Below are 25,841 nucleotides of genomic sequence, written 5' to 3'. Positions count from 1 at the left end.
AAATTAGTTAAAAGAAAGGAAATATAATTATGGCCAATATTAACTCATATAATGATGAATTTAAAAAACAAATAGTATCTTTATATCAAAATGGCAAATCAGTATCTTGCCTTGCTAAAGAATACAACGTTACAAGAGCAGCTACTTATAAATGAATTAAGCAATTTACAAATTCAGGCAGTTTTAAAACTAAAGATAATCTTTCGGATTTAGAAAAACAATTAATTCAAGCAAATAAAGAATTAAAACAATTAAGAATGGAGAATGATATTTTAAAGCAAGCAGCACTAATAATAGGCAGAAAGTAGAGATTATTACAAATAATAAATCTAAATATAAAATTCGTCCAATTTGTCGTTTTTTAAAACTTTCTAAATCAACATATTATTTTAATTTAAAGAAAAAAGAAGATAAAATCAAAAATAATATGTATGATGAAGCTGTTATTAGTGCTTTTAAACAAAATAAAGAAGTTTATGGAACAAGAAGATTAAAAGTCAGTCTAGAAAATAAAGAAATTATGAATCAGCATAATTTAATATCAAAATACACTAAATTATCATTTAAAAATCATCATAACAAAGTCAATGATAGCCAAATAAGCAATCTTGTGAATAGAAACTTTAATAATAGGCTTAAAAATGAAGTTATTGTTAGTGATTTAACTTATGTTCAAGTTAATGGTAAGTGAAACTATATTTGCTTATTAATCGACCTATTTAACCGCGAAATTATTGGACATAGTTTGTAGGTACTAAAAAAGATGCATCATTAGTATATCAAGCATTTATGCAATCAAATCGCTGTTTAAAAGATATTCAAATATTTCATAGTGATCGCGGTAATGAATTCAATAATAAAACTATTGATAAACTTTTATTAGCATTCAATATTACCCGTTCTTTAAGCAAAAAAGGTTGTCCTTATGATAATGCTGTTGCTGAAGCAACTTTCAAAACTTTCAAAACTGAATTTATTAATGATAAAAATTTTACATCATTAATCCAATTAAAATTAGAATTATTTGATTATATCAATTGATACAACAACATACGAATCCACAGCACTTTAAACTACCTAACTCCAGTTAAATATCATGAAAAAATGTCTACCAAAAAATAGTCCTAAAAAGGGTTGCCATTCCACATTGCTCTAATTTTCCCTTTTTTAATATAATTAGAGTTAATAGAAATTGTTTCCATATCAAAAGTAATAGGTAATGGATGATGTTTATAAAATAGAAATCCTCAAATTGCATGACAAACTAATGAAGGTTTTATTTTAAATATTTGTTTCTTAGTAACAAAATTAGTTAAAATTGCACCATCAATCATTTTTGGTAATCTTTTAATTGCTAATGCTGTTAATGCTGAACCTAATGATTCACCCATTAATAAAATTTTTTTATTAGGATAACGTTCATTCAAAACCGTTATAATATCTTTAATATCATTAATAGTTGTTCCTAAAGTATGATATTTTCATTTTTCATTTTCTCCTCAACCTCGTTGATCAAAACTTAAAAATGAAATACCATGTTTAGTAAAAAACTTAGCAGCTGTTTTAAAGTCTGTTAAAGAGGCACCCATACCATGAATACCAATAATAATATATTTACTATTATCAACAAATTTAAATTCAGTATGTAAAAAATAGTTATCCCTAGTAATGATTCCCTCATTACTTCATTGTGGAAAATGACGATTCAGTTCTCAGTGATAATCAATATGGAAAATTTGATAAATTCTATATAAAATATAAAGTATTATTAACATAGCTAAAACTACAATAAGTACTGCTCATCAATAATGTTGCCAAAAATTATCCATAATAAATGATACCCACCAATAATATATAAATACTTACTAATATTTTATCAAATTAATTTTGTTTTAATAAAAATATTTATTTCTTAGTGACTTCAGCAATTAATTGACCAACCGTTACTTGTTCATCATCTTTTACTACTTGCTTTACAACATAACCTTCCATTGTTTCATTAGTGAAAACAATTGGTGTTGTTACTTTTTTACCTTTATTCTTAACTTCTTGTAAATTAGCAACTACCATTACTTCTGATTTTTTAATTGGTTTACCTTGTTCAACTTTAATATCAAAGCCCTTACCAGCTAATTCAACAGTATCAATACCAATATGAACTAAACATTCAATACCTGTATTTACATCTTTAATACCATAAGCATGTCCTGTATTAAATACTGTTGCTAATTTTCCATCAAATGGTGATACAAATTCAACTCCATCTTTATCTTTATATTCAGGAATAATAGCAAAACCAGTCCCTAACATTTCCTGAGCAAATACTGGATCTTCAACTTTACTAAGGTTAATAACTTTACCAGTAACTGGCGCATAAATTAATAAAGGTAATTGTTTTTTTTTCTTGAAAAACATATGTCGATTCTCCTCAAAATTATGTAAATTAGATGTTTATAATTTTAACATTAAATAATGTAACTTTAAAAATAAATAATATTTTTATTTTTTTGATAAAAATTTTTCTACTAATGATTTAACTTCTTCATTGGTTTCACATTGTAATGCTTTTGATGCTAATATTTCTGTATCCTTTTTATTTAAAGTACTAATAATTTTTCTAGTTTCTAAAACACTAGATGCAGACATTGAAAATTCATCTAGCCCTAGACCAACTAGTAGTGGAACAGCAATTTTATCACCAGCCATTTCACCACACATGGCAACAGGACGATTATATTTATGCCCACCATCAATTGTCATCTTAATCAAACGTAAAATTGATGGATGATATGGTTGATATAAATAAGACACTTTTTCTGACATACGATCAGCGGCTAAACTATATTGAATTAAATCATTAGTTCCAATTGAAAAGAAATCTGCATATTTAGCAAATATTTCGGCATTAACTGCTGCTGCTGGAATTTCAATCATCATTCCAACTTGAATATCATCACTAACTTTAACTTTTTCTTTAATTAATTCTTTTTTGCAAGTTTCATATAATGCTTTAGCTGCTTTAAATTCTTCAACAGTGGCAATCATTGGAAACATAATAGCTAATTTACCAAAAGCTGAAGCACGAATTAAAGCACGTAATTGAGTTTTAAAAATATCTTTACGATCTAAACACAAACGAATGGCACGATAACCAAGGAAAGGATTCATTTCTTTTGGTAAATCTAAATATGATAATTCTTTATCACCACCAATATCTAAAGTTCTAATAACAACTTTATGTTTAGTAGCAGACAATACTTTTTTATATTCTTCAAATTGAATATCTTCACTTGGAAAATCACTACTTTCCATATAAAGAAATTCACTTCTAAAAAGTCCTACTCCTTGTGCATCATATTCAATTGCTTTAATCATATCTTTGGGTGAACCAATATTTGCTTCTAACTTTACTTCATGATTATCACTGGTTTTAGTTAATTTACCTTTAAATACTAATAATTCTTTTTGTTCTTCAATTCATGCGCTTTGTTTAGCAACTCATTTATTTTTTTCACTACTATTTAAATCAATTTCAATTTCACCAGTATTACCATCTAATACACAAAAATGATTATTTTTTACTTTTGTAGTAACATTTTTTAACCCAAGAACTGCTGGAATACCAAGACTACGAGCCATAATTGCTACATGAGAAGTTCTACCACCAATATCACATAAAAATCCTTTAACAAATTTAGGATTCAATTGACTTGTTTCTGAAGGTGTTAGATCATGACTAACAATAATTGTTTCTTCTTTAATTGCACTTAAATCAATAGTTTTAATATTTAAAATTTTACGTAAAATTCGATCACGAACATCAATAACATCAGCAGCACGTTCACGAAAATAATCATCATCCATTGCTTGCAATGTTGCAATTGCTTTATTAGCAGTACTTTCTAAAGCATTAGCAGCATTATATTTTTCTTCTTTAATTAACTTTTCAGTATCTTCAATTAATACTGGATCAGTTGTTACTAAAAAATGAGCTTCAAAAACAGCGGCTTTTTCTTCACCTAAAGTTTTTGTTGTATTTTGGATGAGTTGTTTAATTTCATCACCTGCTATTTTTAAGGCATCATGTAACTTTTTAACTTCTCCTTCTATTTCTTTTTCATTAATTTTTTTAGGATTAGTTTTGATAGTTTCATGTTTTAAGATTAATGCTTTGGCTAGAGCAATGCCATTACTAGCACCAATACCTTTCATTTTTAACATTATATATATTTCACTCCTTATAAAATATGTTTATTAATAGTCTACTAAATTATAATAAAAAAAATGAAATATTGTATAAAATATTTATTATAATTTAAACTTTTTGTAAATAAAAATGATTTTAATATTTTTAAATATTTTCATATATGTTAATTCCTACTTTTAATTTCATTAAAAGTAGGAATCTTTTCACTATATTAATATAATTAGATAGTTACGCATTGGATAAGAGAACGATCATGATTACGATTATTATTAGGAATAAGATATTCTCTATCTGAGTTATTTATATCTTGCACATCATTTTCATCTCATTCATTAATATTATTAATATGACCATTTATTCTTCTAGTAAGAAAATCTCTTCCATCACTAGCAGCATTCCCATTTGCTTGATTTATTATATTTGGTAATTCAGATAATACTTCATCAATAATCTTTTGTTGCTCTTCTTGCTTATATATTAATTTAAAAGCTGGTTTCATTTTATTTGTTAAATTATATAAATCAGAACTAGTTACACCAAGTGCTGATAATACCATTAGTGTATTTTGATATTAAATTATGCTGATTCATAATTTCTTTAATTTTTTTGCGTGATAAATAAATTTCTTTATTTTCTAGACTGACTTTTAATCTTCTTGTTCCATAAACTTCTTTATTTTGTTTAAAAGCACTAATAACAGCTTCATCATACATATTATTTTTGATTTTATCTTCTTTTTTCTTTAAATTAAAATAATATGTTGATTTAGAAAGTTTTAAAAAACGACAAATTGGACGAATTTTATATTTAGATTTATTATTTGTAATAATCTCTACTTTCTACCTATTATTAGTGCTGCTTGCTTTAAAATATCATTCTCCATTCTTAATTGTTTTAATTCTTTATTTGCTTGAATTAATTGTTTTTCTAAATCCGAAAGATTATCTTTAGTTTTAAAACTGCCTGAATTTGTAAATTGCTTAATTCATTTATAAGTAGCTGCTCTTGTAACGTTGTATTCTTTAGCAAGGCAAGATACTGATTTGCCATTTTGATATAAAGATACTATTTCTTTTTTAAATTCATCATTATATGAGTTAATATTGGCCATAATTATTTTTCCTTTCTTTTAACTAATTTGTTCACTTGTCTACGTAATTAGTGTCCAATAAAGTGTAACCCATCCAATTAGTAATAGCACTAATAAAAAGAAAACTAACGATAAAGACTCCTAATTGACTTAATTTATTTTGATTTTTAACTCAATTTTTAAATGATTGTAGCAATGTATGTTCATTATTTTGAGGGCAAAAATAATTTTTTACTGGTTCAAAAATTGTATTTAATGAATTTTTAATAAAACATTCATTAACAAATTTCATTACTGTAGCACGAACAATAGTTGAAATAATATTATTAATTGATACTATATCTTCTTTATAAGATTCTCATGTTAATGTTTCAGCAGTATAAGCAGAAGAAGCAGTAATAACTAAATGATTTATTAATAATGTTGTCAAAAAAAAGTTAGTATTGGATAAACTATTTTTTATAATTTCTTTAATAGAATAGTCTTCATTTTTTAAATCAGTTTTTGATAATTCACTTAATTCATTTAAAAGTTCTTTTAAAAAATCATTACTGATTTCTGCACTAATTAAAGAATTAAATTTTTCAAAAGTAAATTCATCATTAAAATCAATATTTTTTAATTCATCTTTAATATGATTTATTACATCATGTTTTTTGATAATTGTTGATAAATTAGTACACAACTTATCTAAGTTCGAATTAATTTTATTTAATTTTTCATATTCTTTAAGTTCTAAATGTTTTTCTAATTTTTTAATAATAATTTCAAGTGGTAAATATTCATCTAATTCTTTTTTTGTGTTAATTGATTTGAAGGTAATAAATCAATAATACTTTTTAATCCAAATGGATAGTAAGATAAAAAATAAGTTGTAAGTGTATCAACACCAGCCATAGCATAATTTTCAGGAATTTTTAATGATTCTCACATTCCTTTGCCTAATATTTCTAATTGTTCTATAAAAGTTTTACCTATTATAGACTTTTCTGATACTACATCTATTGAAAAATATCTTTGTGCTACTCTAATTGAAATACCTGTTAACAATACAATTGGAGAAGATAAATATTCAATAGTTTTTCAACAACAATTATTTGAACTTATTTCACTTTCTTTTTTAATAAATTTTGGTAAATTTTCATAAATTTCTCCTAAATCATTAAAATATATTCTTACCTTATTTTTATATTTAAAGATTCCATATTTTGATTTCTTATACTGGCACTATTACCATTTATTGGACACATTTGTCTTTGCTTCTTTCCTTTTTAAACTTATATTAATAACACGTTTTCTCTATTATGTATAATTAAAATTTTATTGCATAAAGATTGAGAAAAGTTTCCAAAGATTTTTTAAACATATTTTAAAATTAACACAATATTTTCATTTTCTTTTTAAAGAAATATAGGTTTTATTTTGAAATTTTAATATTTATGTTAAATGTTCTATTTATATGTTTCTATATTAATTCAATTCGCTTATATTTCTTGATTTTATTCCAATATCTCTTTTTAATAGAACTATTTAAATTAAAACTAAAAGTTCATAATATATATTTTTTATATATAAGAAATTATTGTTTTACTTACAAAGAATAATTGAATCAACTAAATTTCATTTTTTCTATCAATATGTAAAAGAAAAATCCCATAAATAATATATTGTAATTTCATTAAATAAAAAATAAGAATATATAACTAGATTTATTTAAAAATAACAATATATTTTTCCTTTTTATAAGACATTACAAAAAAACATAAAAAAACTACTTAGTAAAAATAAAAAATAATACTAGTAGGCTAATAACCAATAATTTTGTGTGTCTTAAATTTATTATAACACCGTAACTTTGAAAATCAATAAAATTTTATTAATTTTATTATTAAAATATCATTTTAAATAAAAAAAATTAGCACCCTTATTATGGTGCTAATCTAATAATATTTTTATAATATTTTATTATCTTGATTTTTTGTTCATAGTAAAGCTAATGAAATAATAGCAGCAGCAATACAACCATAAAAGTAATAAAATACATAATCTCAGTTTTCATTACCAATACCAGCAATTACTACTTTTGAAAAAAGAGCATCACCAAGAAAATAACCAGATAATCCTGTAAATCCTGAAGCAGTAGCAGCTGCTTTCTTATTTGTTAGTTCAATAGCAGTAGCACCAATCATCGCTTGTGGCATATAAATACCAAAACCAGCAATCATTAAAGCAATAATAAGCATAGGCATATTACCACGAGGAGCAACTTGCAATAAAACTAGTCCACAAAGTGCAATTAATAATCCAAATATCATTAATGGTGCTTTACGATTATTAAAAAATCACTTAGCAAAATATGCTGCAGAAATACCACCAAATAAACCAGATAATTCAAAACAGGCAGCAAATCATTTACTGTGTTTTAAATCTAAGCCATGAATATCTTTCATTAAAATTAATGTTCATCCTGCCAGTCCTTGTCGTACAACATATACTCAAATATTAGCAAATGCTAATATTCATAAAAATTTATTTTTTAAAATATATTTTACAAAAATTTCTTTTCAATTAAGTTCTACTCTTTCTTCTTTATGTTCTAGAACACCTTTTCATTTTTCAACAGTAGGTAACCCTTCTGCTTCGGGGCGATCACGCAATCCTCATAAACATAATGGAATCATAGCTAAAGCAAAAATACTAGGAATTCAAAAATATAAACCATAAATTGTTCCACCCGGATCAAGTAATGTTACTAAAGAAATAACAACAACCGGTAATAAAGCAGCACCAATATTTTGTCCTGAGTTTCAAATTCCAATACGTCCCGAACGTTCTTTATCAGTAAATCAATGAGAAAATAGTCTAGCTGTAGCTGGTCAGCCCATGCCTTGGAAAACAGCTAACATCGCAATCAAACTCAACATCATTACAAATGGGCCAACACTAATTTTAGTTCCAGCAAAAGCAACTACACCACCCATAATAATATTTAAAATAGAAGAAACAAATAATCCAAAAATCATGATTACTCTTCCTGAACTACGGTCAGCAACATTTCCAACAATAAATTTAGCACCACCATAAACAACGGCAAAAATTGTTCCCATTAAAGCATACTCCATTTTAGTTATGCTACCATTGCTTTCTAAAGCAGAACCCGCTACTGTATACGCTTGACGAGTAAAGTAGTAAAGAATATATGATAAAATGCTAAAACCAAAAACTTGATTACGTAAAATAATAAATTTTTTATTAACTTGCTTTAAGTCTTCACTAAAAATTTCTTTTTTTGCAGGTGGCTTAAAAACACATGCAAGTCTATTAAAAACAGACATTTTTTTTACTCTCCTTCTAAAAGGATGCATAAATTATAGTAACCCAAATAACCTGCTCTTAAAAACTTAATATAAACATACTTTAACACATAGGTTTTTACAATTTTTGTTTTTGTGGAAAAATAAATAATATTAAAAATTAAAAAATAACTCTCTACCAAACTATTTTTTTGAAATACCATAAATAAATATTAACTCTACACCTTTTAAAATTCATTTACATTTATTAAACAGTTTTATAAAATGTACTAATAATTTATTTTTCCCCTTCTCAAATTGTTTAGTCCTAACCTATATATTTCAGATTATAACAGATATATTCTAAAATTGAAAAGATATTTCTTTAATTTTAAAAAAAATAATTTACAATTTTCTTAGAACCTGTTTAAAATCTTTTAGAGAAATAGGGTAAAATGATTATATATTTTAAGATAAGAGGTATATATGCGTAAAAATTATCCTAGTAATGTTGGTAATGTTTAGTAATCTGTGTAACTTACAAAAATAACTATGTTTAATTAATTCTAGTAAATATAATTAAATGACTAGAAAGAGTGAGTTACAGATGGCTAAAAAAGATAACTTTAATAATAATGATCCAATATCAAAAGCAGTAGATTTATTATTAGAAAATACTGAAGATTTAACAACAGTTTTTAAAGAAGGGGGTTTATATAAAGAATTAACAAAACGTTTAGTTGAAAAAATGTTGAATTCTGAGATGCAAAATTATTTAGGATATGAAAAAAATCAACATAGTAATAGTGACAATGCTCGTAATGGTATAAGTTCAAAAAAAATAATCACTCAACAAGGTAAAATTGAGATTGATGTACCACGAGATCGTAATAGTAATTTTACTCCTGTAATAGTGCCAAAAAGACAGAGAAGATTTGATGGTTTTGATCAACAAGTTCTTTCCTTATATGCAAAAGGTATGACATTATCAGATATTAGAATGCAGTTACAAGAGTTATATCATGGTGCTGATATTAGTGAAAGTGTTATTAGTCAAATTACTGATGATGTGATTGATGATGTCAAAGCATGACAAAATAGACCATTAGAAGGCATTTATCCCATTGTTTATTTTGATTGTATAGTAGTTAAAGTACGACAAGATAAACGCATTATTAACAAATCAGTTTATATAGCTTTAGGTGTTGATTTAGAAGGTAAAAAAGATGTTTTAGGTTTATGAATTAGTGAAAATGAAGGCGCTAAATTTTGATTAGCAAATTTCACAGAAATGAAAAATCGTGGCTTAAATGATATTCTTATTGCTTGTAGTGACAACTTAACAGGCATGTCAGAAGCAATACAATCAGTTTATCCTAAAACTGAACATCAATTATGTATAGTTCATCAAATCAGAAATAGTTTAAAATATGTTTCATACAAACATCGAAAATCACTAGTTACAGATTTAAAGCCAATTTATAATGCATGTAGTGAAGAACAAGCAATGCAAGCTTTAGAATCATTTGAAAGTAAATGAAATAAACACTATCCTCAAATTGCTAAATCTTGATATAAAAATTGAGATAATTTAATGATTTTTATTAGTTATCCTCCAGAAATCAAAAGAGTGATTTATACTACAAATTCTATTGAATCTGTTAATAGTCAATTACGAAAAGTCATCAGAAATAAAAAAGTTTTTCCTAATGATATGGCAGTTTTCAAAATATTTTACTTAGCAATTGAAAATATAACAAAAAAATGAACAATGCCCATTCAAAATTGAAATACAGCAATTGCTCATTTTATGATAAAATTTGAAGACAGAATTAATCTGAACTAGTACTTTGCAAAACAAAGATACACAGATTATTAAAAAGCCTCCAAAATTGAAATACAGCAATTGCTCATTTTATGATAAAATTTGAAGACAGAATTAATCTGAACTAGTACTTTGCAAAACAAAGATACACAGATTATTAAAAAGCCTCATTAAAAATAAAATAATAATAAGTATTATCATATTAAAGTATGACTTAAAAATATTTAAATGAAACTTGCAAAAAAGTAATTATTTTAACACTGATTGAAAAATTATTCAGATATTTTTGTTGAAGATAAATCATAAAATTTACCTTTAATAATATATACTATTGTTTCACAAATGTTAACTAAGTGATCACCTAGTCTTTCAATATATTTCAACTGTTGCATTGTTGATGTATATTGAGAGAGTTGATCATTATTTTTGTTTACTTTTAACATATTGACAATGTTTTTCATTGATTCACGAAAACGATTATCAATATCAATATCATATTCTGCTGCTTGATAAGCTTTGTTAATATCATTTTCATTTATAGATTCACCAATTAAATCCATCATTTTAAATACTTTTTTCATTAATCCTGATAATTGAGATGTTAATTTATTTTCTGGTTTATATTTGACATTAAATTTGGATAAATTTTTAGCATAATTTGAAATACGTTCTAAATCACGAATAATATTCATATAGCCAATAATAGTACGTAAGTCAGTAGCAAAAGGATTTTGTTGAGCAATACTTCAAATTGCAGTAATTGTTAAACTTTCAGCGACTGTTCTAATTTCTTTATCGGTTTCAACAATTCTTTTTGACATGTCAAAATCTTGTGTTTCCATTGCTATTAAAGCGTCTTTATGTTCTTTTTTTACTTCTTTTAATAAAGTTAATAAGTTTTGTTTTAAATTTATGATATCTAAATCAAATCTACGGTTAATTATTTTCATTTTTTCCTCCTTTCTCTATAATTAATTATATATATTTTTAACCAAATCTGCCGGTAATATAATCTTCTGTTCTTTTATCTTTTGGTCGTGAAAATATTTTTTTAGTATTATTATATTCAATGACTTCTCCATTTAAGAAAAAAGCAGTTTTATCAGAAATTCGTGCTGCTTGTTGCATTGAATGAGTAACAACAATAATTGTAAAGTCTGATTTTAAATCATTCATTAAGTCTTCAATTTTAGATGCGGCAATCGGATCTAGAGCTGAAGTTGGTTCATCCATTAATAGTACTTCTGGTTTTAGGGCAATAGCACGAGCAATACATAAACGTTGTTGTTGGCCGCCTGATAATGATAATGCTGAATCAAATAAGTGTTGAGCAACTTCATCTCATAAAGCCGCTTTTTTTAAAGCATCTTCGACAATTTGATTTAGAATCTTTTTGTTTTTAATGCCTTGATTTTTTGGACCATATGCAACATTATCATAAATTGACATTGGAAAGGGATTAGGTTTTTGAAATACCATTCCAACTTTAGTTCGTAATGAAATAATATTTTTTTTATTTTCATAAATATCTTCATTATTGAATAATATTTGTCCATTAATTTTAACACCATCAATTAAATCATTCATTCTATTTAAAGTTCGTAGTAATGTTGATTTGCCACAACCACTTGGTCCAATAAAAGCGGTTACTTGATTACGACTTATTTCTAAATTTATATTAAATAAAGCCTGTTTTTTACCATGATTATAGAAGAAATTTAAATTTTTAATAGTAAAAACATAATTACTTTTTGGAATATTTTCTATATTTGATAAATTATTTGATTTGTTATTTGGTTTTTTCTTAAATTTATCTTTCACTTTTAAAAAGTAAGGTTTAATCACATTTACTTTTCTTTTTTTATTGCTATTCGCTGATTCTTTCTTGCTTTCATTTTTTCTTTTAATAATTCAATTGAGCATTTTGTTTTCACCCCGATTCCTGTTGTTAAACTTTTTTCAAAATGTTTTGCTATAAAATTTAAAATAAATATTAGTATAACTGTTATTAGTGCTGTTTGGTACATCATTCCTAATTTATTAGGGTCATTTGATTCTTTATTAACTAATAAAATATGGGTTGTTAAAGTTTGTCCTGAACTTAAGAAACCTTTATTGGGAAAAGCAACAGTGCTTCCTAATGTTAGATAAACTGGTGCTGATTCACCAATAATTCTACCCATTGATAAAATCATACTAGTAATAATGCCACCAATGGCAGCTGGAATAACTACTTTTCTTATTGTTTCAAATTTACTAGCACCTAGTGCTAATGATGCTTCACGGTATTCAATAGGTACTGATTTTAATGTATCTTCTACTGCTCTAATAATAAGTGGTAAAATAACAATTGTTAATATTAAACTAGCAGCAATTGCTGAGAAACTTATTTGTAAGAAAGTAATAAAAAAAGTAAATCCAAACATACCAAAGATAATTGATGGCGTAGAAGCTAAGGTATTTAGCACAAAACGTAATATTGAAGCAAATCAACCATTTTTGGCATATTCGTGAAGATAAATTGCGCCAATAATACCTAATGGCATAGCAATAGTAATTGTTGTTAATACCAATAAACATGTCATTGTGATAATTGATAAGTAACCTTCATCACCGGTTGTTCAAATTAAAGCTGCAAAATTAAAATTGAAAACCCTACTACCAGCATTACCATTAATGTTGAAGATACCATTAATAATAATATCACCAATAATTCAAATAATTAATCCCATAGTAATAAAACAAGCTAGCCCCATAAAGAATAATCGAAAATAGTCTTTAAAGTGTTTTCAGCCTTGATTTTTAATAGTTTTTTCACTAATAGTTAACATTAGTTGATTATCAGATAGATTTATTTTTTTTAAATTATAATTTCGTGGTTTTTTATGACCTTTTGCTTTTTTATCACTACGTTTATAAATTATTAAAACAATAAAGTTAATGATTGAAACTATAATAAATAAAAATAAACCAATTCCATATAATGCTGATATTTGTTGAGAACTAACTGCTTCTCCAATTTCTAGTCCAATTACTCCCGCTAAAGTAGAAATTGAACTAAATAAAAATGCAAGTGGACCATGTGCAAAATTGGGGGTTAGAGTACTATTACCAGCAATCATGACAACGGCCATTGTTTCACCAATGACTCTTCCAAATCCAAAAATTATTGCACCAATGATTTTGGTTTTTGCCGCTTTAAAAATGACTTTAAAACTAGTGTCAGTCCTGCTAATACCTAGTGCTAATGATGCATATAGATAAGATTTTGGTACTCTAGTAATAGCATTAACAGATAATGAAATAATTGTTGGTAATGCCATAATTGATAAAATAAAACTTGCTGTCATCATATTTTCTTTGGTTGGTGCTCCCATTTTTACAAAAATAGGACCAATGGTCATTAAACCAAAAGCACCAAAAACAACTGAAGGAATACCAGATAATAATTCTACTAAAGTTAATGTTGTTTTTTTTAATTTTGGTGGTAAAAATTCACATATAAATAATGATGTTAGTAAACTTAAAGGAACAGCAAGTATCATTGAAAATAGCGCAACTCAAAAAGTGGCAACGATAAAGGCAATAATACCAAAACTATTAGCACTAGGTAATCATTTACTATTTCCTAACATTTTAAATCAATTTAGAAAACTCATATTACTAAATGTTTGACCGATAATAAAACCAATTAATAATGAAGCGGCAATTAGTGCTAATGAAGATATAGACAATACACAAATTTTAGCAATCAAATCATAAGTATGTTTTTTTTGTTCACTAATAAAAACATTTTTTGGATCATGATTTTTATTAAAATGATTAAAAGTTATTTTATGTCAAAACTTTTTAAAAGATTTGGATTTCATTTATTAATACTCCTTTATGGAAATTTCCTTAATCACTGATTTAAATCATTATTCAATTCGTCAGTTAATGGTACTGCTGATTGTGCGTACTGAGCTTCTGAAAAAGCAGGAACTACGTATTCGTTATGACCTGGATAGTCAGGAATAAACAAGAATTTTAGAAATTTAACTAAAGTATTAATTTGTTTAAAATTTTTATTTATTAAACCTGTAAATGGTCGTGATAACTGATAAGTACCATTTTTAATGGTATCTAAACTTGGAACAATTTTTTCTCAATTAGCAATATGAATAGTAGCGAATTGTTTATTCGAATCTAATTGTTTTTTATCTGAATATGAACTATAGCCAACACCACCACTAGACATATTAAACATTTGTGTACTTGAATTAACGGTTATTGCTTGTGGATAATATGCTTTTGAATCACCCAGAACTTTTTCATTAAAAACATCTCGTGTTCCTGAACCATTTTCTCTAGTATAAGGTAAAATTTTGAGGTCACAAGTTGGTTTGATTCAACCTTGATTTGGTTCTGAAGTATTTTGTGGAAATAAATCTCTTCAGAAAATAGGTGATTTCGATAAATACATTTTTTTTACTTTATCTTGTGTAAAATTTAGAGGTTTATCATTACCTAAGAATTTTTGTGGTAGATTATAAACTAGAATCATGCCATCTTTTGATAAAACAAAAGAAATTAAATTATTATCAGGAGTTGTATATTCTTTTGAAAGTCAGCCAATACCAAACATATTTTTATTAACGGGAATTACTGCTGCATCTGAACCTAAACTGTTATAAGTAAAATCTGCTTCTTTATGATTATCAGGATAGTCTTCCATTAATGTATGCATTAAAGGTGCTACTGAAGTTGAACCGCCCATAATAAAATAGGGTTTATGACTAACTAAAGTTACAATAAAAATACTAATCATTGTGATTAATCAAAATAATGACAAAATTCTTTTTTTTAGCATATAAATCCACCCAACTGAGAGTTTTCTTTATCATACACGTATTATAACAATATAATTGATAAAAACTAGAAAAATTATTTCATTTTTATAAAAAATGTAGGTTCTAGACTATATTATTAATATTTTTTAGTAATTAAAAAATGGTACTACTAGTTAACTTAATACCATTTTATTAAATATTTTTAATTTAATATAAAAAATAAAAGAAAAGTATTTCTTTCTTTTATTAGTATTCTTTATTTATATAATTCAAAAGATAAAATAACTTTATTTTTTATTATCTAAAGCATTATTTTTCTTTAAAGTTTTTAAAGTACGAGCACTAATCATTAAAGTTTTTCCACCAATTTTTACTGGTTGTAAGTTTGGATTTCATTTTCTTCTAGAAGAGTTCATCGCATGCGAACGGTTGTTACCAGCTAGTGGACCAATACCACTTAAAGCACATTTTCTTGCCATAGTTATTTTCTCCTTATTAATGTTTTAACTAATAAATAATACCATATTTATTTATTTATTTTAAAAAAAAATTAAAATTTATTTGTAAAAAATTGAATATTTACTAGGACATTATTTTAATAAGAAAAATTTAAATTATATATTTTTTTTAAAAAAATATGGATGGGTTACACTTTATTGGACACTAATTACGTAGACAAGTGAACAAATTAGTTAAAAGAAAGGAAATATAATTATGGCCAATATTAACTCATATAATGATGAATTTAAAAAACAAATAGTATCTTTATATCAAAATGGCAAATCAGTATCTTGCCTTGCTAAAGAATACAACGTTACAAGAGCAGCTACTTATAAATGAATTAAGCAATTTACAAATTCAGGCAGTTTTAAAACTAAAGATAATCTTTCGGATTTAGAAAAACAATTAATTCAAGCAAATAAAGAATTAAAACAATTAAGAATGGAGAATGATATTTTAAAGCAAGCAGCACTAATAATAGGCAGAAAGTAGAGATTATTACAAATAATAAATCTAAATATAAAATTCGTCCAATTTGTCGTTTTTTAAAACTTTCTAAATCAACATATTATTTTAATTTAAAGAAAAAAGAAGATAAAATCAAAAATAATATGTATGATGAAGCTGTTATTAGTGCTTTTAAACAAAATAAAGAAGTTTATGGAACAAGAAGATTAAAAGTCAGTCTAGAAAATAAAGAAATTTATTTATCACGCAAAAAAATTAAAGAAATTATGAATAAACATAATTTAATATCAAAATACACTAAATTATCATTTAAAAATCATCATAACAAAGTCAATGATAGCCAAATAAGCAATCTTGTGAATAGAAACTTTAATAATAGGCTTAAAAATGAAGTTATTGTTAGTGATTTAACTTATGTTCAAGTTAATGGTAAGTGAAACTATATTTGCTTATTAATCGACCTATTTAACCGCGAAATTATTGGACATAGTGTAGGTACTAAAAAAGATGCATCATTAGTATATCAAGCATTTATGCAATCAAATCGCTGTTTAAAAGATATTCAAATATTTCATAGTGATCGCGGTAATGAATTCAATAATAAAACTATTGATAAACTTTTATTAGCATTCAATATTACCCGTTCTTTAAGCAAAAAAGGTTGTCCTTATGATAATGCTGTTGCTGAAGCAACTTTCAAAACTTTCAAAACTGAATTTATTAATGATAAAAATTTTACATCATTAATCCAATTAAAATTAGAATTATTTGATTATATCAATTGATACAACAACATACGAATCCACAGCACTTTAAACTACCTAACTCCAGTTAAATATCATGAAAAAATGTCTACCAAAAAATAGTCCTAAAAAGGGTTGCCATTCCAATATGTTATAAATAAACTATATTATACAAATTTTTAAGAAATCTTGGAGGAAAAAAATGAATTGTATTATTTATGCTGTGCAAATTGATGATGAAAAAAAGATTGGTTTACATGCACGACCAATAGCCAAAATTGCTGCTGCTATTAGTAAGTATAAAAATATTGAGGTAGAAGTCATTAAATTACCTGATAATGCAGATATTACGAAGCCAGTAAAACTTACTGGTAATGAAACTAAAGTTAAAGCTAAGTCAGTTCTTAATTTTTTAGGTTTACAAGCAAAAAATTTTAGTAAAATTGCTTTTATTATTACAAAAATGGATGAAAAAGAAGAAGATAAAAAACTTGAAGAAGTTAAAACAGAAATTATTTCTTTATTAAAAGAAGAAAAATTAATAAAGTAAATGGTTTTAAAAAAAGTATTCTTTTGAATACTTTTTTTAAAACCATTTATCCTTATGATATAATTATTTACGTTCTTAAAATATTAAATTATATAAATGGAGGCATTTAATGAGCGAAATTAACAAAAATAAAGAAATAATAATTTCAGAACAAGGTTTAGAAAAGTTAAAAACTGAATTATATAAACGAATTAATGTTGAACGTGAATCGATAAAAGAACGATTAAAAGCAGCTAGGGCTGATGGTGATTTATCAGAAAATGCTGATTATACTAGTGCGCGTGAAGAGCAAGGTAAAAATGAAGCACGCATTCAAGAACTTGAAACGATTATTACTAGTGCTGTTATTCTTGAAGAACAAAAACAACGTAAAAATAGTAATATCAAAGCAGTTCGTGTTGGTAGTTGAGTAACAATTGTAAAAATTAAAGATGGTAAAATTGTTTCTGATTCAGAAGAAAAATTTAAAATTGTTGGAAGTATTGAAAGTAATCCATTTGAAGGATTAATTTCTAATGAGTGCCCATTAGCAGTATCAATTATGAATTGTGTTGTTGGTGATATTGTTGATATTAAAGGTATTAAAGAAACATATAGGGTAAAAATTATAGAAGTAAAAAATCAATTATAAATAATTTAATTAAAAATGATCACTAATAAATAGTGATCATTGGGAGATTGTCAAAAATCCGGAATAAATTAAAACATATATAGTCTTATTATGCTTAGACAAGAAATAATTTGGATTTTTATGAAATTGTATTTAAATAATATAATTTTTTTCAATAAATTGCAACTAAAATACTTATAATTAAGTTATCTAGGTGTTAAACTTATTGTAAAAGTTAAGGAGAATTTAAAGATGAAACTTAAAGCAATTAAAAAATTACAGTTAATAACTGTATTACTATTTGTTTTAACTATTTTAATAACTATTATTGCTTTAATATTAATTGGTATTTCAAATTTTAGTTATAATAATTATGAACAGATTAAAATTACAAATGGATTTAATATTTTAAATGGTAATGTTTAGTAATCTGTGTAACTTACAAAAATAACTATGTTTAATTAATTCTAGTAAATATAATTAAATGACTAGAAAGAGTGAGTTACAGATGGCTAAAAAAGATAACTTTAATAATAATGATCCAATATCAAAAGCAGTAGATTTATTATTAGAAAATACTGAAGATTTAACAACAGTTTTTAAAGAAGGGGGTTTATATAAAGAATTAACAAAACGTTTAGTTGAAAAAATGTTGAATTCTGAGATGCAAAATTATTTAGGATATGAAAAAAATCAACATAGTAATAGTGACAATGCTCGTAATGGTATAAGTTCAAAAAAATTAATAACTCAACAAGGTAAAATTGAGATTGATGTACCACGAGATCGTAATAGTAATTTTACTCCTGTAATAGTGCCAAAAAGACAGAGAAGATTTGATGGTTTTGATCAACAAGTTCTTTCCTTATATGCAAAAGGTATGACATTATCAGATATTAGAATGCAGTTACAAGAGTTATATCAGGGTGCTGATATTAGTGAAAGTATTATTAGTCAAATTACTGATGATGTTATTGATGATGTCAAAGCATGACAAAATAGACCATTAGAAGGCATTTATCCTATTGTTTATTTTGATTGTATAGTAGTTAAAGTACGACAAGATAAACGCATTATTAACAAATCAGTTTATATAGCTTTAGGAGTTGATTTAGAAGGTAAAAAAGATGTTTTAGGTTTATGAATTAGTGAAAATGAAGGTGCTAAATTTTGATTAGCAAATTTAACAGAAATGAAAAATCGTGGCTTAAATGATATTCTTATTGCCTGCAGTGATAATTTAACAGGCATGTCAGAAGCAATACAATCAGTTTATCTTAAAACAGAACATCAATTATGCATAGTTCATCAAATTAGAAATAGTTTGAAATATGTCTCATATAAGCATAGAAAATCTCTAGTTGCAGATTTAAAACCAATTTATACTGCATGTAGTGAAGAACAAGCAATGCAGGCTTTAGAATCCTTTGAAAATAAGTGAAATAAACACTATCCTCAAATTGCTAAATCTTGATATAAAAATTGAGATAATTTAATGGTTTTTATTAGTTATCCTGCAGAAATTAAAAGAGTGATTTATACAACAAATGCTATTGAATCTGTAAATAGTCAATTACGAAAAATTATCAGAAATAAAAAAGTTTTTCCTAATGATATGGCAGTTTTTAAAATATTTTATTTAGCAATTGAAAATATAACAAAAAAATGAACAATGCCCATTCAAAATTGAAATACAGCAATTGCTCATTTTATGATAAAATTTGAAGATAGAATTAATCTAAACTAGTACTTTGTAAAACAAAGATACACAGATTACATAAAAGCCTCCATTTTATGATAAAATTTGAAGATAGAATTAATCTGAACTAGTACTTTGCAAAACAAAGATACACAGATTATTAAAAAGCCTCTTTTAAAAATTTATAGTACATATTTTATTTTATGTCATTGTGCAAATCATATATGTTTATTTCATATTTTTCAAAATAATGATAATTATTATAATTGAATTCAATTGCAAATTGGAGTTATTTTATTAATAATAGTGATGCCGATTTTTATATTTATAATTATAGCATTAGCTTTTTTCATTATTGGCTTAAAAAGAAAAATAAAAAATAATAATTTTTGAGATGCTATTGCAAATTGTGAAATAATAAGTAATTATTACATTCATTAAATTATGTTTCTAAATTTATCTTATTACATTTAAAAATAACCATTTTAATGTAAATCAAAATATTATATGTTCTATTACCAAGCATTTCTTTTAAAACATGTCAAATATTAGTTTCTGTAAAACAACCAATATTTCATTTTGCACCTTGATTTTCAATACCTTGTTTATTATTTTTAAAATATTTTTTCTTTATTTTTTTATGATTATCTAATTCTTTATATAAATAATCAATTAATTGTTCATAATTACCATTATTAATTAAATTTTTACAGTGATTATATTCTTTTAAATATTTTCCTTTATTTCCAGCCATTATACCAAGATATAATGTTCTAATTAAATGGAATTTATCTAAAACAAACTCAGCACCAAGATAATCTGCTACATCTTTAATTCATCCAGCACTATCTCCACAAATAATTATTTTTGCTTGTTCAACATTTTCATAAAATTTTTGACAATGTTCTTTAACAAATTCAGGCAGTTTTTTTAACGCCAATTGTTGTTTTTGTTGGTCTTATAATTGCTTTTACTCTTTTATTTTGTACTTTATGATTAATATTATCTGTATATGTTACTATTAATCGCATAGAATGTTTTGTACCTTTACGTTTAAAATTTCAAAATTTTCGGTGACCATCATCAATAGCAACAAAAATAGGTTGATTTTTTTCTAACTTTACTTTTACTGGATTTGCTTCAACTACTTCTAAATTCTTAAAAACTCTATGAACAGTACTAACACTAATACCTGCTTTTTTACAAATTGCACAAATATCATGATATCTTTTTCCGTCAGCAAAATATTCAATAATAGTTTGTTCAACATCTTCACTAATTCTTTTATATTTAGGTAATTCTAGTCATTCATCAACTAAACAAACACGAACTCATTTTTGTAATTTTTCATCAAAATATTCATAGATTCTTCTTTTATAAGTTACTAATCCATACATTATTTTTCTTGTTCGATATTGATAATCAACAATTTTATATTTCTTTTTATCTCTTGTTTTAAATATTCTTCAATCTCGTTTTTCTCATTTCTTTTTTATATGTTCTAAAACTAATTTATCAATTTTAGCATTTTGTTCTCTAAAATTTCATTTATAATTAAAATCCATATTAAAATTCATTTTTTTTCCTAACTTTTTTTAAAATTTTAAATTTATTGTAAATATATTTAAAAAAATAATTTACTTGTTTATTATATACATATATAAGTGGAATTTAAAATTAAATAAAAAATTTTTAAAAAAAGACTTTCATATTTACAATATAATAAACAATTTCAATATAATTAATAGTATAAGGTATCATAAAATAAACGCCTTTAATTTAAGCGTTATTTTGCGTTTAAAAGCATACTTGTAAAAATAATCAAAAATAGTACAATTTAAAAGTAAAATCAAGGAAAAAAGGAGAATTAAAATGCAAGATAGCAAAGTGGATGGGTTACACTTTATTGGACACTAATTACGTAGACAAGTGAACAAATTAGTTAAAAGAAAGGAAATATAATTATGGCCAATATTAACTCATATAATGATGAATTTAAAAAACAAATAGTATCTTTATATCAAAATGGCAAATCAGTATCTTGCCTTGCTAAAGAATACAACGTTACAAGAGCAGCTACTTATAAATGAATTAAGCAATTTACAAATTCAGGCAGTTTTAAAACTAAAGATAATCTTTCGGATTTAGAAAAACAATTAATTCAAGCAAATAAAGAATTAAAACAATTAAGAATGGAGAATGATATTTTAAAGCAAGCAGCACTAATAATAGGCAGAAAGTAGAGATTATTACAAATAATAAATCTAAATATAAAATTCGTCCAATTTGTCGTTTTTTAAAACTTTCTAAATCAACATATTATTTTAATTTAAAGAAAAAAGAAGATAAAATCAAAAATAATATGTATGATGAAGCTGTTATTAGTGCTTTTAAACAAAATAAAGAAGTTTATGGAACAAGAAGATTAAAAGTCAGTCTAGAAAATAAAGAAATTTATTTATCACGCAAAAAAATTAAAGAAATTATGAATCAGCATAATTTAATATCAAAATACACTAAATTATCATTTAAAAATCATCATAACAAAGTCAATGATAGCCAAATAAGCAATCTTGTGAATAGAAACTTTAATAATAGGCTTAAAAATGAAGTTATTGTTAGTGATTTAACTTATGTTCAAGTTAATGGTAAGTGAAACTATATTTGCTTATTAATCGACCTATTTAACCGCGAAATTATTGGACATAGTTGTAGGTACTAAAAAAAAGATGCATCATTAGTATATCAAGCATTTATGCAATCAAATCGCTGTTTAAAAGATATTCAAATATTTCATAGTGATCGCGGTAATGAATTCAATAATAAAACTATTGATAAACTTTTATTAGCATTCAATATTACCCGTTCTTTAAGCAAAAAAGGTTGTCCTTATGATAATGCTGTTGCTGAAGCAACTTTCAAAACTTTCAAAACTGAATTTATTAATGATAAAAATTTTACATCATTAATCCAATTAAAATTAGAATTATTTGATTATATCAATTGATACAACAACATACGAATCCACAGCACTTTAAACTACCTAACTCCAGTTAAATATCATGAAAAAATGTCTACCAAAAAATAGTCCTAAAAAGGGTTGCCATTCCATATCTTTGTTTTGCAAAGTACTAGTTCAGATTAATTCTGTCTTCAAATTTTATCATAAAATGAGCAATTGCTGTATTTCAATTTTGAATGGGCATTGTTCATTTTTTTGTTATATTTTCAATTGCTAAGTAAAATATTTTGAAAACTGCCATATCATTTGGAAAAACTTTTTTATTTCTGATGACTTTTCGAGGCTTTTTAATAATCTGTGTATCTTTGTTTTGCAAAGTACTAGTTCAGATTAATTCTGTCTTCAAATTTTATCATAAAATGAGCAATTGCTGTATTTCAATTTTGAATGGGCATTGTTCATTTTTTTGTTATATTTTCAATTGCTAAGTAAAATATTTTGAAAACTGCCATATCATTTGGAAAAACTTTTTTATTTCTGATGACTTTTCGTAATTGACTATTAACAGATTCAATAGAATTTGTAGTATAAATCACTCTTTTGATTTCTGGAGGATAACTAATAAAAATCATTAAATTATCTCAATTTTTATATCAAGATTTAGCAATTTGAGGATAGTGTTTATTTCATTTACTTTCAAATGATTCTAAAGCTTGCATTGCTTGTTCTTCACTACATGCATTATAAATTGGCTTTAAATCTGTAACTAGTGATTTTCGATGTTTGTATGAAACATATTTTAAACTATTTCTGATTTGATGAACTATACATAATTGATGTTCAGTTTTAGGATAAACTGATTGTATTGCTTCTGACATGCCTGTTAAGTTGTCACTACAAGCAATAAGAATATCATTTAAGCCACGATTTTTCATTTCTGTGAAATTTGCTAATCAAAATTTAGCACCTTCATTTTCACTAATTCATAAACCTAAAACATCTTTTTTACCTTCTAAATCAACACCTAAAGCTATATAAACTGATTTGTTAATAATGCGTTTATCTTGTCGTACTTTAACTACTATACAATCAAAATAAACAATGGGATAAATGCCTTCTAATGATCTATTTTGTCATGCTTTGACATCATCAATCACATCATCAGTAATTTGACTAATAACACTTTCACTAATATCAGCACCATGATATAACTCTTGTAACTGCATTCTAATATCTGATAATGTCATACCTTTTGCATATAAGGAAAGAACTTGTTGATCAAAACCATCAAATCTTCTCTGTCTTTTTGGCACTATTACAGGAGTAAAATTACTATTACGATCTCGTGGTACATCAATCTCAATTTTACCTTGTTGAGTTATTAATTTTTTTGAACTTATACCATTACGAGCATTGTCACTATTACTATGTTGATTTTTTTCATATCCTAAATAATTTTGCATCTCAGAATTCAACATTTTTTCAACTAAACGTTTTGTTAATTCTTTATATAAACCCCCTTCTTTAAAAACTGTTGTTAAATCTTCAGTATTTTCTAATAATAAATCTACTGCTTTTGATATTGGATCATTATTATTAAAGTTATCTTTTTTAGCCATCTGTAACTCACTCTTTCTAGTCATTTAATTATATTTACTAGAATTAATTAAACATAGTTATTTTTGTAAGTTACACAGATTACTAAACATTACCGATAAGGGCAAGAAATAAATTTACAAAATATTAATTTATTTGATAAATATAACGAAAATATTTCTTATATAAATTTAGAGATATAATTATTCAAAATAATTATTTGTATAAGTACCATCTCATTTTACATCTTCATCATGATGTTTAAATTTAGAAAAATATAATTCAGTTTTATTCGGACTATCTCATTTATTTCATCAAATAGTTGTTATTCCTAATACTCTTTCGCCGTTTGGTTCTAAATAGGAATTATCTATTTTATGGGTAAGCACCCCCCATGATTAATCCTATTGTTCCAGTTGTTGCACCAGTTAGTGCTAATGCTAATGTTATTTTACTTAAATTTGTTTTTATTCATGTTTGCATATTAAATTACTCCTTTTTTATAAATGAGGTGCAATTGAATTTATTTCATAAATTTCTGCACCTGAATAATATTCATCACCTAATTTATTTATTGCTTCATATTCTCAAAAAATATTTTTATTTTTATCGTAAAATATACTAGCTTGTAATTTCAAATTTTTATGTAAATTTGATGAATTTGAAATTAACATTTCATTATTTAATTCTTGCAGTTTATATAATATACTATTGTTTAAATCTTCTTCAAGTTTCAAAAATTCTTGTCAATTTTCTCTAGGTAAAAACCATCTTATTAATTCTGGGTTTTCTTCGTCAATTTCATTAAGATGAATTCCAGTTAAAAACTTATCAGATAATATTTCATTTTTAAAATTAAATAGTTGTTTTGCTTTTTCTTTTATTGCTTTTTCTCTAAAAGTTCATTTAGCAAAAATTGCTAAACATAAAGAATCATTAGATTTGCAAATTTTTTCATAACTTATAAATTTTGCAATGATGTCTTTTTCTGCTTCTGTTCCATCACCACTACCTTTGTATGTTTTTGTTAAATCCAAATTCAACATTGTTAAATCTATAGAAAAAAAATATCATAATTTTGTACTTGATTTATTTGCATAATGTTTATCTAAATAATAAATTTTTGATTTATCATTTTTAACATCAATTCCAGTTTCCTCAAGCATCTCATTAATTACTGTTTGATAAGGGTCAAGATTTTCAAGACCTCCAGTGATAGTACCATATTCACTAATTTGTTTATCTTTAAATAATGGATTATTTTCTATAACTAGTAAATAATAGTATTCATTGTTTTTAATAACATAAGGCAATATAGCAACTCCTTGGTTATTACATCAAGGCTCTTCTACACCATGCATAAATTCAACTTTAATAAATTTTAAATATTCTTGATTCATTAAATTACTCCTTTAATTTTTAATTTTACTTATAAATTGTACTATTTTTGATTATTTTTACAAGTATG

26 protein-coding genes and 3 pseudogenes are annotated in these 25,841 nt (G+C 24.9%); 9 read left to right on the top strand and 20 right to left on the bottom strand.

The window, feature by feature from the left end; all coding sequences use genetic code 4:
* The first annotated feature begins 29 nt into the window (after positions 1-29).
* A pseudogene (locus tag ACI2WJ_RS05435) lies at positions 30-1,122 on the top strand (IS3 family transposase).
* A 2-nt stretch (positions 1,123-1,124) separates the two neighbouring features.
* On the opposite strand, the gene ACI2WJ_RS05430 reads toward ACI2WJ_RS05435, so the two are convergent.
* From ACI2WJ_RS05430 to ACI2WJ_RS05390, 9 genes are all read right to left on the bottom strand, one after another.
* Positions 1,125-1,829, bottom strand: coding sequence for an alpha/beta hydrolase (locus ACI2WJ_RS05430; protein WP_400255070.1), 705 nt, complete (start codon positions 1,827-1,829; stop codon positions 1,125-1,127).
* A 76-nt stretch (positions 1,830-1,905) separates the two neighbouring features.
* On the bottom strand, positions 1,906-2,415 hold the full coding sequence (locus tag ACI2WJ_RS05425) for a PTS sugar transporter subunit IIA (protein WP_174481513.1): 510 nt from the start codon (positions 2,413-2,415) through the stop codon (positions 1,906-1,908).
* 84 nt (positions 2,416-2,499) lie between these two features.
* Positions 2,500-4,221 carry a phosphoenolpyruvate--protein phosphotransferase gene (ptsP, locus tag ACI2WJ_RS05420; protein WP_450097635.1) on the bottom strand — a complete coding sequence of 574 codons (1,722 nt, stop codon included), beginning with the start codon at positions 4,219-4,221 and terminating at the stop codon, positions 2,500-2,502.
* 206 nt (positions 4,222-4,427) lie between these two features.
* On the bottom strand, positions 4,428-4,763 hold the full coding sequence (locus tag ACI2WJ_RS05415) for a hypothetical protein (RefSeq protein WP_400255069.1): 336 nt from the start codon (positions 4,761-4,763) through the stop codon (positions 4,428-4,430).
* Positions 4,735-4,920, bottom strand: coding sequence for a transposase (locus tag ACI2WJ_RS05410; protein WP_400255068.1), 186 nt, complete (start codon positions 4,918-4,920; stop codon positions 4,735-4,737). The genes ACI2WJ_RS05415 and ACI2WJ_RS05410 overlap by 29 nt, the downstream gene beginning before the upstream one ends.
* A gap of 119 nt (positions 4,921-5,039) precedes the next feature.
* Positions 5,040-5,318, bottom strand: a complete 279-nt coding sequence (locus tag ACI2WJ_RS05405; protein WP_400255067.1) for a transposase — start codon at positions 5,316-5,318, stop codon at positions 5,040-5,042.
* Positions 5,319-5,340: 22 nt separating this feature from the next.
* Positions 5,341-5,982: a hypothetical protein gene (locus tag ACI2WJ_RS05400; protein ID WP_400255066.1), complete on the bottom strand. Its 642-nt coding sequence runs from the start codon at positions 5,980-5,982 to the stop codon at positions 5,341-5,343.
* A gap of 101 nt (positions 5,983-6,083) precedes the next feature.
* The gene (locus tag ACI2WJ_RS05395) at positions 6,084-6,347 is read right to left on the bottom strand and encodes a hypothetical protein (protein WP_400255065.1); all 264 of its coding nucleotides are present in this window, start codon (positions 6,345-6,347) and stop codon (positions 6,084-6,086) included.
* Positions 6,348-7,249: 902 nt separating this feature from the next.
* On the bottom strand, positions 7,250-8,632 hold the full coding sequence (locus ACI2WJ_RS05390; protein ID WP_400255064.1) for an MFS transporter: 1,383 nt from the start codon (positions 8,630-8,632) through the stop codon (positions 7,250-7,252).
* A 565-nt stretch (positions 8,633-9,197) separates the two neighbouring features.
* On the opposite strand from ACI2WJ_RS05390, the gene ACI2WJ_RS05385 reads away from it, so the two are divergent.
* Positions 9,198-10,436, top strand: coding sequence for an IS256 family transposase (locus ACI2WJ_RS05385; RefSeq protein ID WP_400255248.1), 1,239 nt, complete (start codon positions 9,198-9,200; stop codon positions 10,434-10,436).
* A 251-nt stretch (positions 10,437-10,687) separates the two neighbouring features.
* Here ACI2WJ_RS05385 and phoU read toward each other — a convergent pair whose 3' ends face one another.
* The 5 genes from phoU to rpmB all read right to left on the bottom strand — a co-directional run bounded on the left by phoU (position 10,688) and on the right by rpmB (position 15,723).
* The gene (gene phoU / locus ACI2WJ_RS05380) at positions 10,688-11,365 is read right to left on the bottom strand and encodes a phosphate signaling complex protein PhoU (protein WP_400255063.1); all 678 of its coding nucleotides are present in this window, start codon (positions 11,363-11,365) and stop codon (positions 10,688-10,690) included.
* Positions 11,366-11,402: 37 nt separating this feature from the next.
* Entirely contained in the window at positions 11,403-12,182 is a 780-nt protein-coding gene (gene pstB / locus ACI2WJ_RS05375; RefSeq protein WP_400255247.1) for a phosphate ABC transporter ATP-binding protein PstB, read from the bottom strand.
* An 80-nt stretch (positions 12,183-12,262) separates the two neighbouring features.
* Positions 12,263-14,284, bottom strand: a complete 2,022-nt coding sequence (pstC, locus tag ACI2WJ_RS05370) for a phosphate ABC transporter permease subunit PstC (protein WP_400255062.1) — start codon at positions 14,282-14,284, stop codon at positions 12,263-12,265.
* A gap of 14 nt (positions 14,285-14,298) precedes the next feature.
* Positions 14,299-15,264: a PstS family phosphate ABC transporter substrate-binding protein gene (locus ACI2WJ_RS05365; RefSeq protein ID WP_338959705.1), complete on the bottom strand. Its 966-nt coding sequence runs from the start codon at positions 15,262-15,264 to the stop codon at positions 14,299-14,301.
* Positions 15,265-15,531: 267 nt separating this feature from the next.
* On the bottom strand, positions 15,532-15,723 hold the full coding sequence (gene rpmB, locus ACI2WJ_RS05360; RefSeq protein ID WP_252320665.1) for a 50S ribosomal protein L28: 192 nt from the start codon (positions 15,721-15,723) through the stop codon (positions 15,532-15,534).
* Between the two features lie 235 nt (positions 15,724-15,958).
* Here rpmB and ACI2WJ_RS05355 point away from each other — a divergent pair.
* The 6 genes from ACI2WJ_RS05355 to ACI2WJ_RS05330 all read left to right on the top strand — a co-directional run bounded on the left by ACI2WJ_RS05355 (position 15,959) and on the right by ACI2WJ_RS05330 (position 20,256).
* A protein-coding gene (locus ACI2WJ_RS05355) for an IS3 family transposase (RefSeq protein ID WP_400254545.1) occupies positions 15,959-17,079 on the top strand; the annotation gives its coding sequence in 2 pieces (ribosomal slippage) (positions 15,959-16,202 and positions 16,202-17,079; 1,122 coding nt in all).
* A 79-nt stretch (positions 17,080-17,158) separates the two neighbouring features.
* Positions 17,159-17,506 (top strand): HPr family phosphocarrier protein, encoded by a 348-nt coding sequence (locus ACI2WJ_RS05350; protein WP_252320667.1) that lies wholly within the window; start codon positions 17,159-17,161, stop codon positions 17,504-17,506.
* A 109-nt stretch (positions 17,507-17,615) separates the two neighbouring features.
* On the top strand, positions 17,616-18,137 hold the full coding sequence (gene greA / locus ACI2WJ_RS05345; protein WP_252320669.1) for a transcription elongation factor GreA: 522 nt from the start codon (positions 17,616-17,618) through the stop codon (positions 18,135-18,137).
* Between the two features lie 231 nt (positions 18,138-18,368).
* The gene (locus ACI2WJ_RS05340) at positions 18,369-18,542 is read left to right on the top strand and encodes a hypothetical protein (protein ID WP_400255061.1); all 174 of its coding nucleotides are present in this window, start codon (positions 18,369-18,371) and stop codon (positions 18,540-18,542) included.
* Between the two features lie 82 nt (positions 18,543-18,624).
* Positions 18,625-19,863 carry an IS256 family transposase gene (locus tag ACI2WJ_RS05335; RefSeq protein WP_400255219.1) on the top strand — a complete coding sequence of 413 codons (1,239 nt, stop codon included), beginning with the start codon at positions 18,625-18,627 and terminating at the stop codon, positions 19,861-19,863.
* A gap of 57 nt (positions 19,864-19,920) precedes the next feature.
* Positions 19,921-20,256 carry a hypothetical protein gene (locus ACI2WJ_RS05330; RefSeq protein WP_400255060.1) on the top strand — a complete coding sequence of 112 codons (336 nt, stop codon included), beginning with the start codon at positions 19,921-19,923 and terminating at the stop codon, positions 20,254-20,256.
* Between the two features lies 1 nt (position 20,257).
* On the opposite strand, the gene ACI2WJ_RS05325 is transcribed toward ACI2WJ_RS05330, so the two are convergent.
* Positions 20,258-20,755 carry a UPF0236 family transposase-like protein gene (locus ACI2WJ_RS05325; RefSeq protein ID WP_400255059.1) on the bottom strand — a complete coding sequence of 166 codons (498 nt, stop codon included), beginning with the start codon at positions 20,753-20,755 and terminating at the stop codon, positions 20,258-20,260.
* Positions 20,724-21,392 (bottom strand): UPF0236 family transposase-like protein, encoded by a 669-nt coding sequence (locus tag ACI2WJ_RS05320; RefSeq protein ID WP_400255058.1) that lies wholly within the window; start codon positions 21,390-21,392, stop codon positions 20,724-20,726. The genes ACI2WJ_RS05325 and ACI2WJ_RS05320 overlap by 32 nt, the downstream gene beginning before the upstream one ends.
* Positions 21,393-21,779: 387 nt before the next feature.
* Here ACI2WJ_RS05320 and ACI2WJ_RS05315 point away from each other — a divergent pair.
* A pseudogene (locus ACI2WJ_RS05315) lies at positions 21,780-22,903 on the top strand (IS3 family transposase).
* Between the two features lie 43 nt (positions 22,904-22,946).
* Here ACI2WJ_RS05315 and ACI2WJ_RS05310 read toward each other — a convergent pair.
* The 4 genes and pseudogenes from ACI2WJ_RS05310 to ACI2WJ_RS05295 form a co-directional block, all read right to left on the bottom strand.
* Positions 22,947-23,117, bottom strand: a pseudogene (locus tag ACI2WJ_RS05310) (IS256 family transposase); the annotation flags it as partial.
* Positions 23,118-23,157: 40 nt separating this feature from the next.
* A complete protein-coding gene (locus ACI2WJ_RS05305) occupies positions 23,158-24,396 on the bottom strand; it encodes an IS256 family transposase (protein WP_400255246.1) in 1,239 nt (412 codons plus the stop codon).
* 180 nt (positions 24,397-24,576) lie between these two features.
* A complete protein-coding gene (locus tag ACI2WJ_RS05300; RefSeq protein WP_338959299.1) occupies positions 24,577-24,762 on the bottom strand; it encodes a hypothetical protein in 186 nt (61 codons plus the stop codon).
* Between the two features lie 111 nt (positions 24,763-24,873).
* Positions 24,874-25,773, bottom strand: a complete 900-nt coding sequence (locus tag ACI2WJ_RS05295; RefSeq protein WP_400255056.1) for an NUDIX hydrolase — start codon at positions 25,771-25,773, stop codon at positions 24,874-24,876.
* Positions 25,774-25,841 lie beyond the last annotated feature (68 nt).

It is taken from the genome of Spiroplasma endosymbiont of Cleonymus obscurus (genome assembly GCF_964273375.1).
Taxonomy (GTDB): domain Bacteria; phylum Bacillota_I; class Bacilli_A; order Mycoplasmatales; family VBWQ01; genus Spiroplasma_E.
Note: the sequence above shows the minus strand (reverse complement) of the source record. Positions and strands in the feature narration are given on the sequence as shown.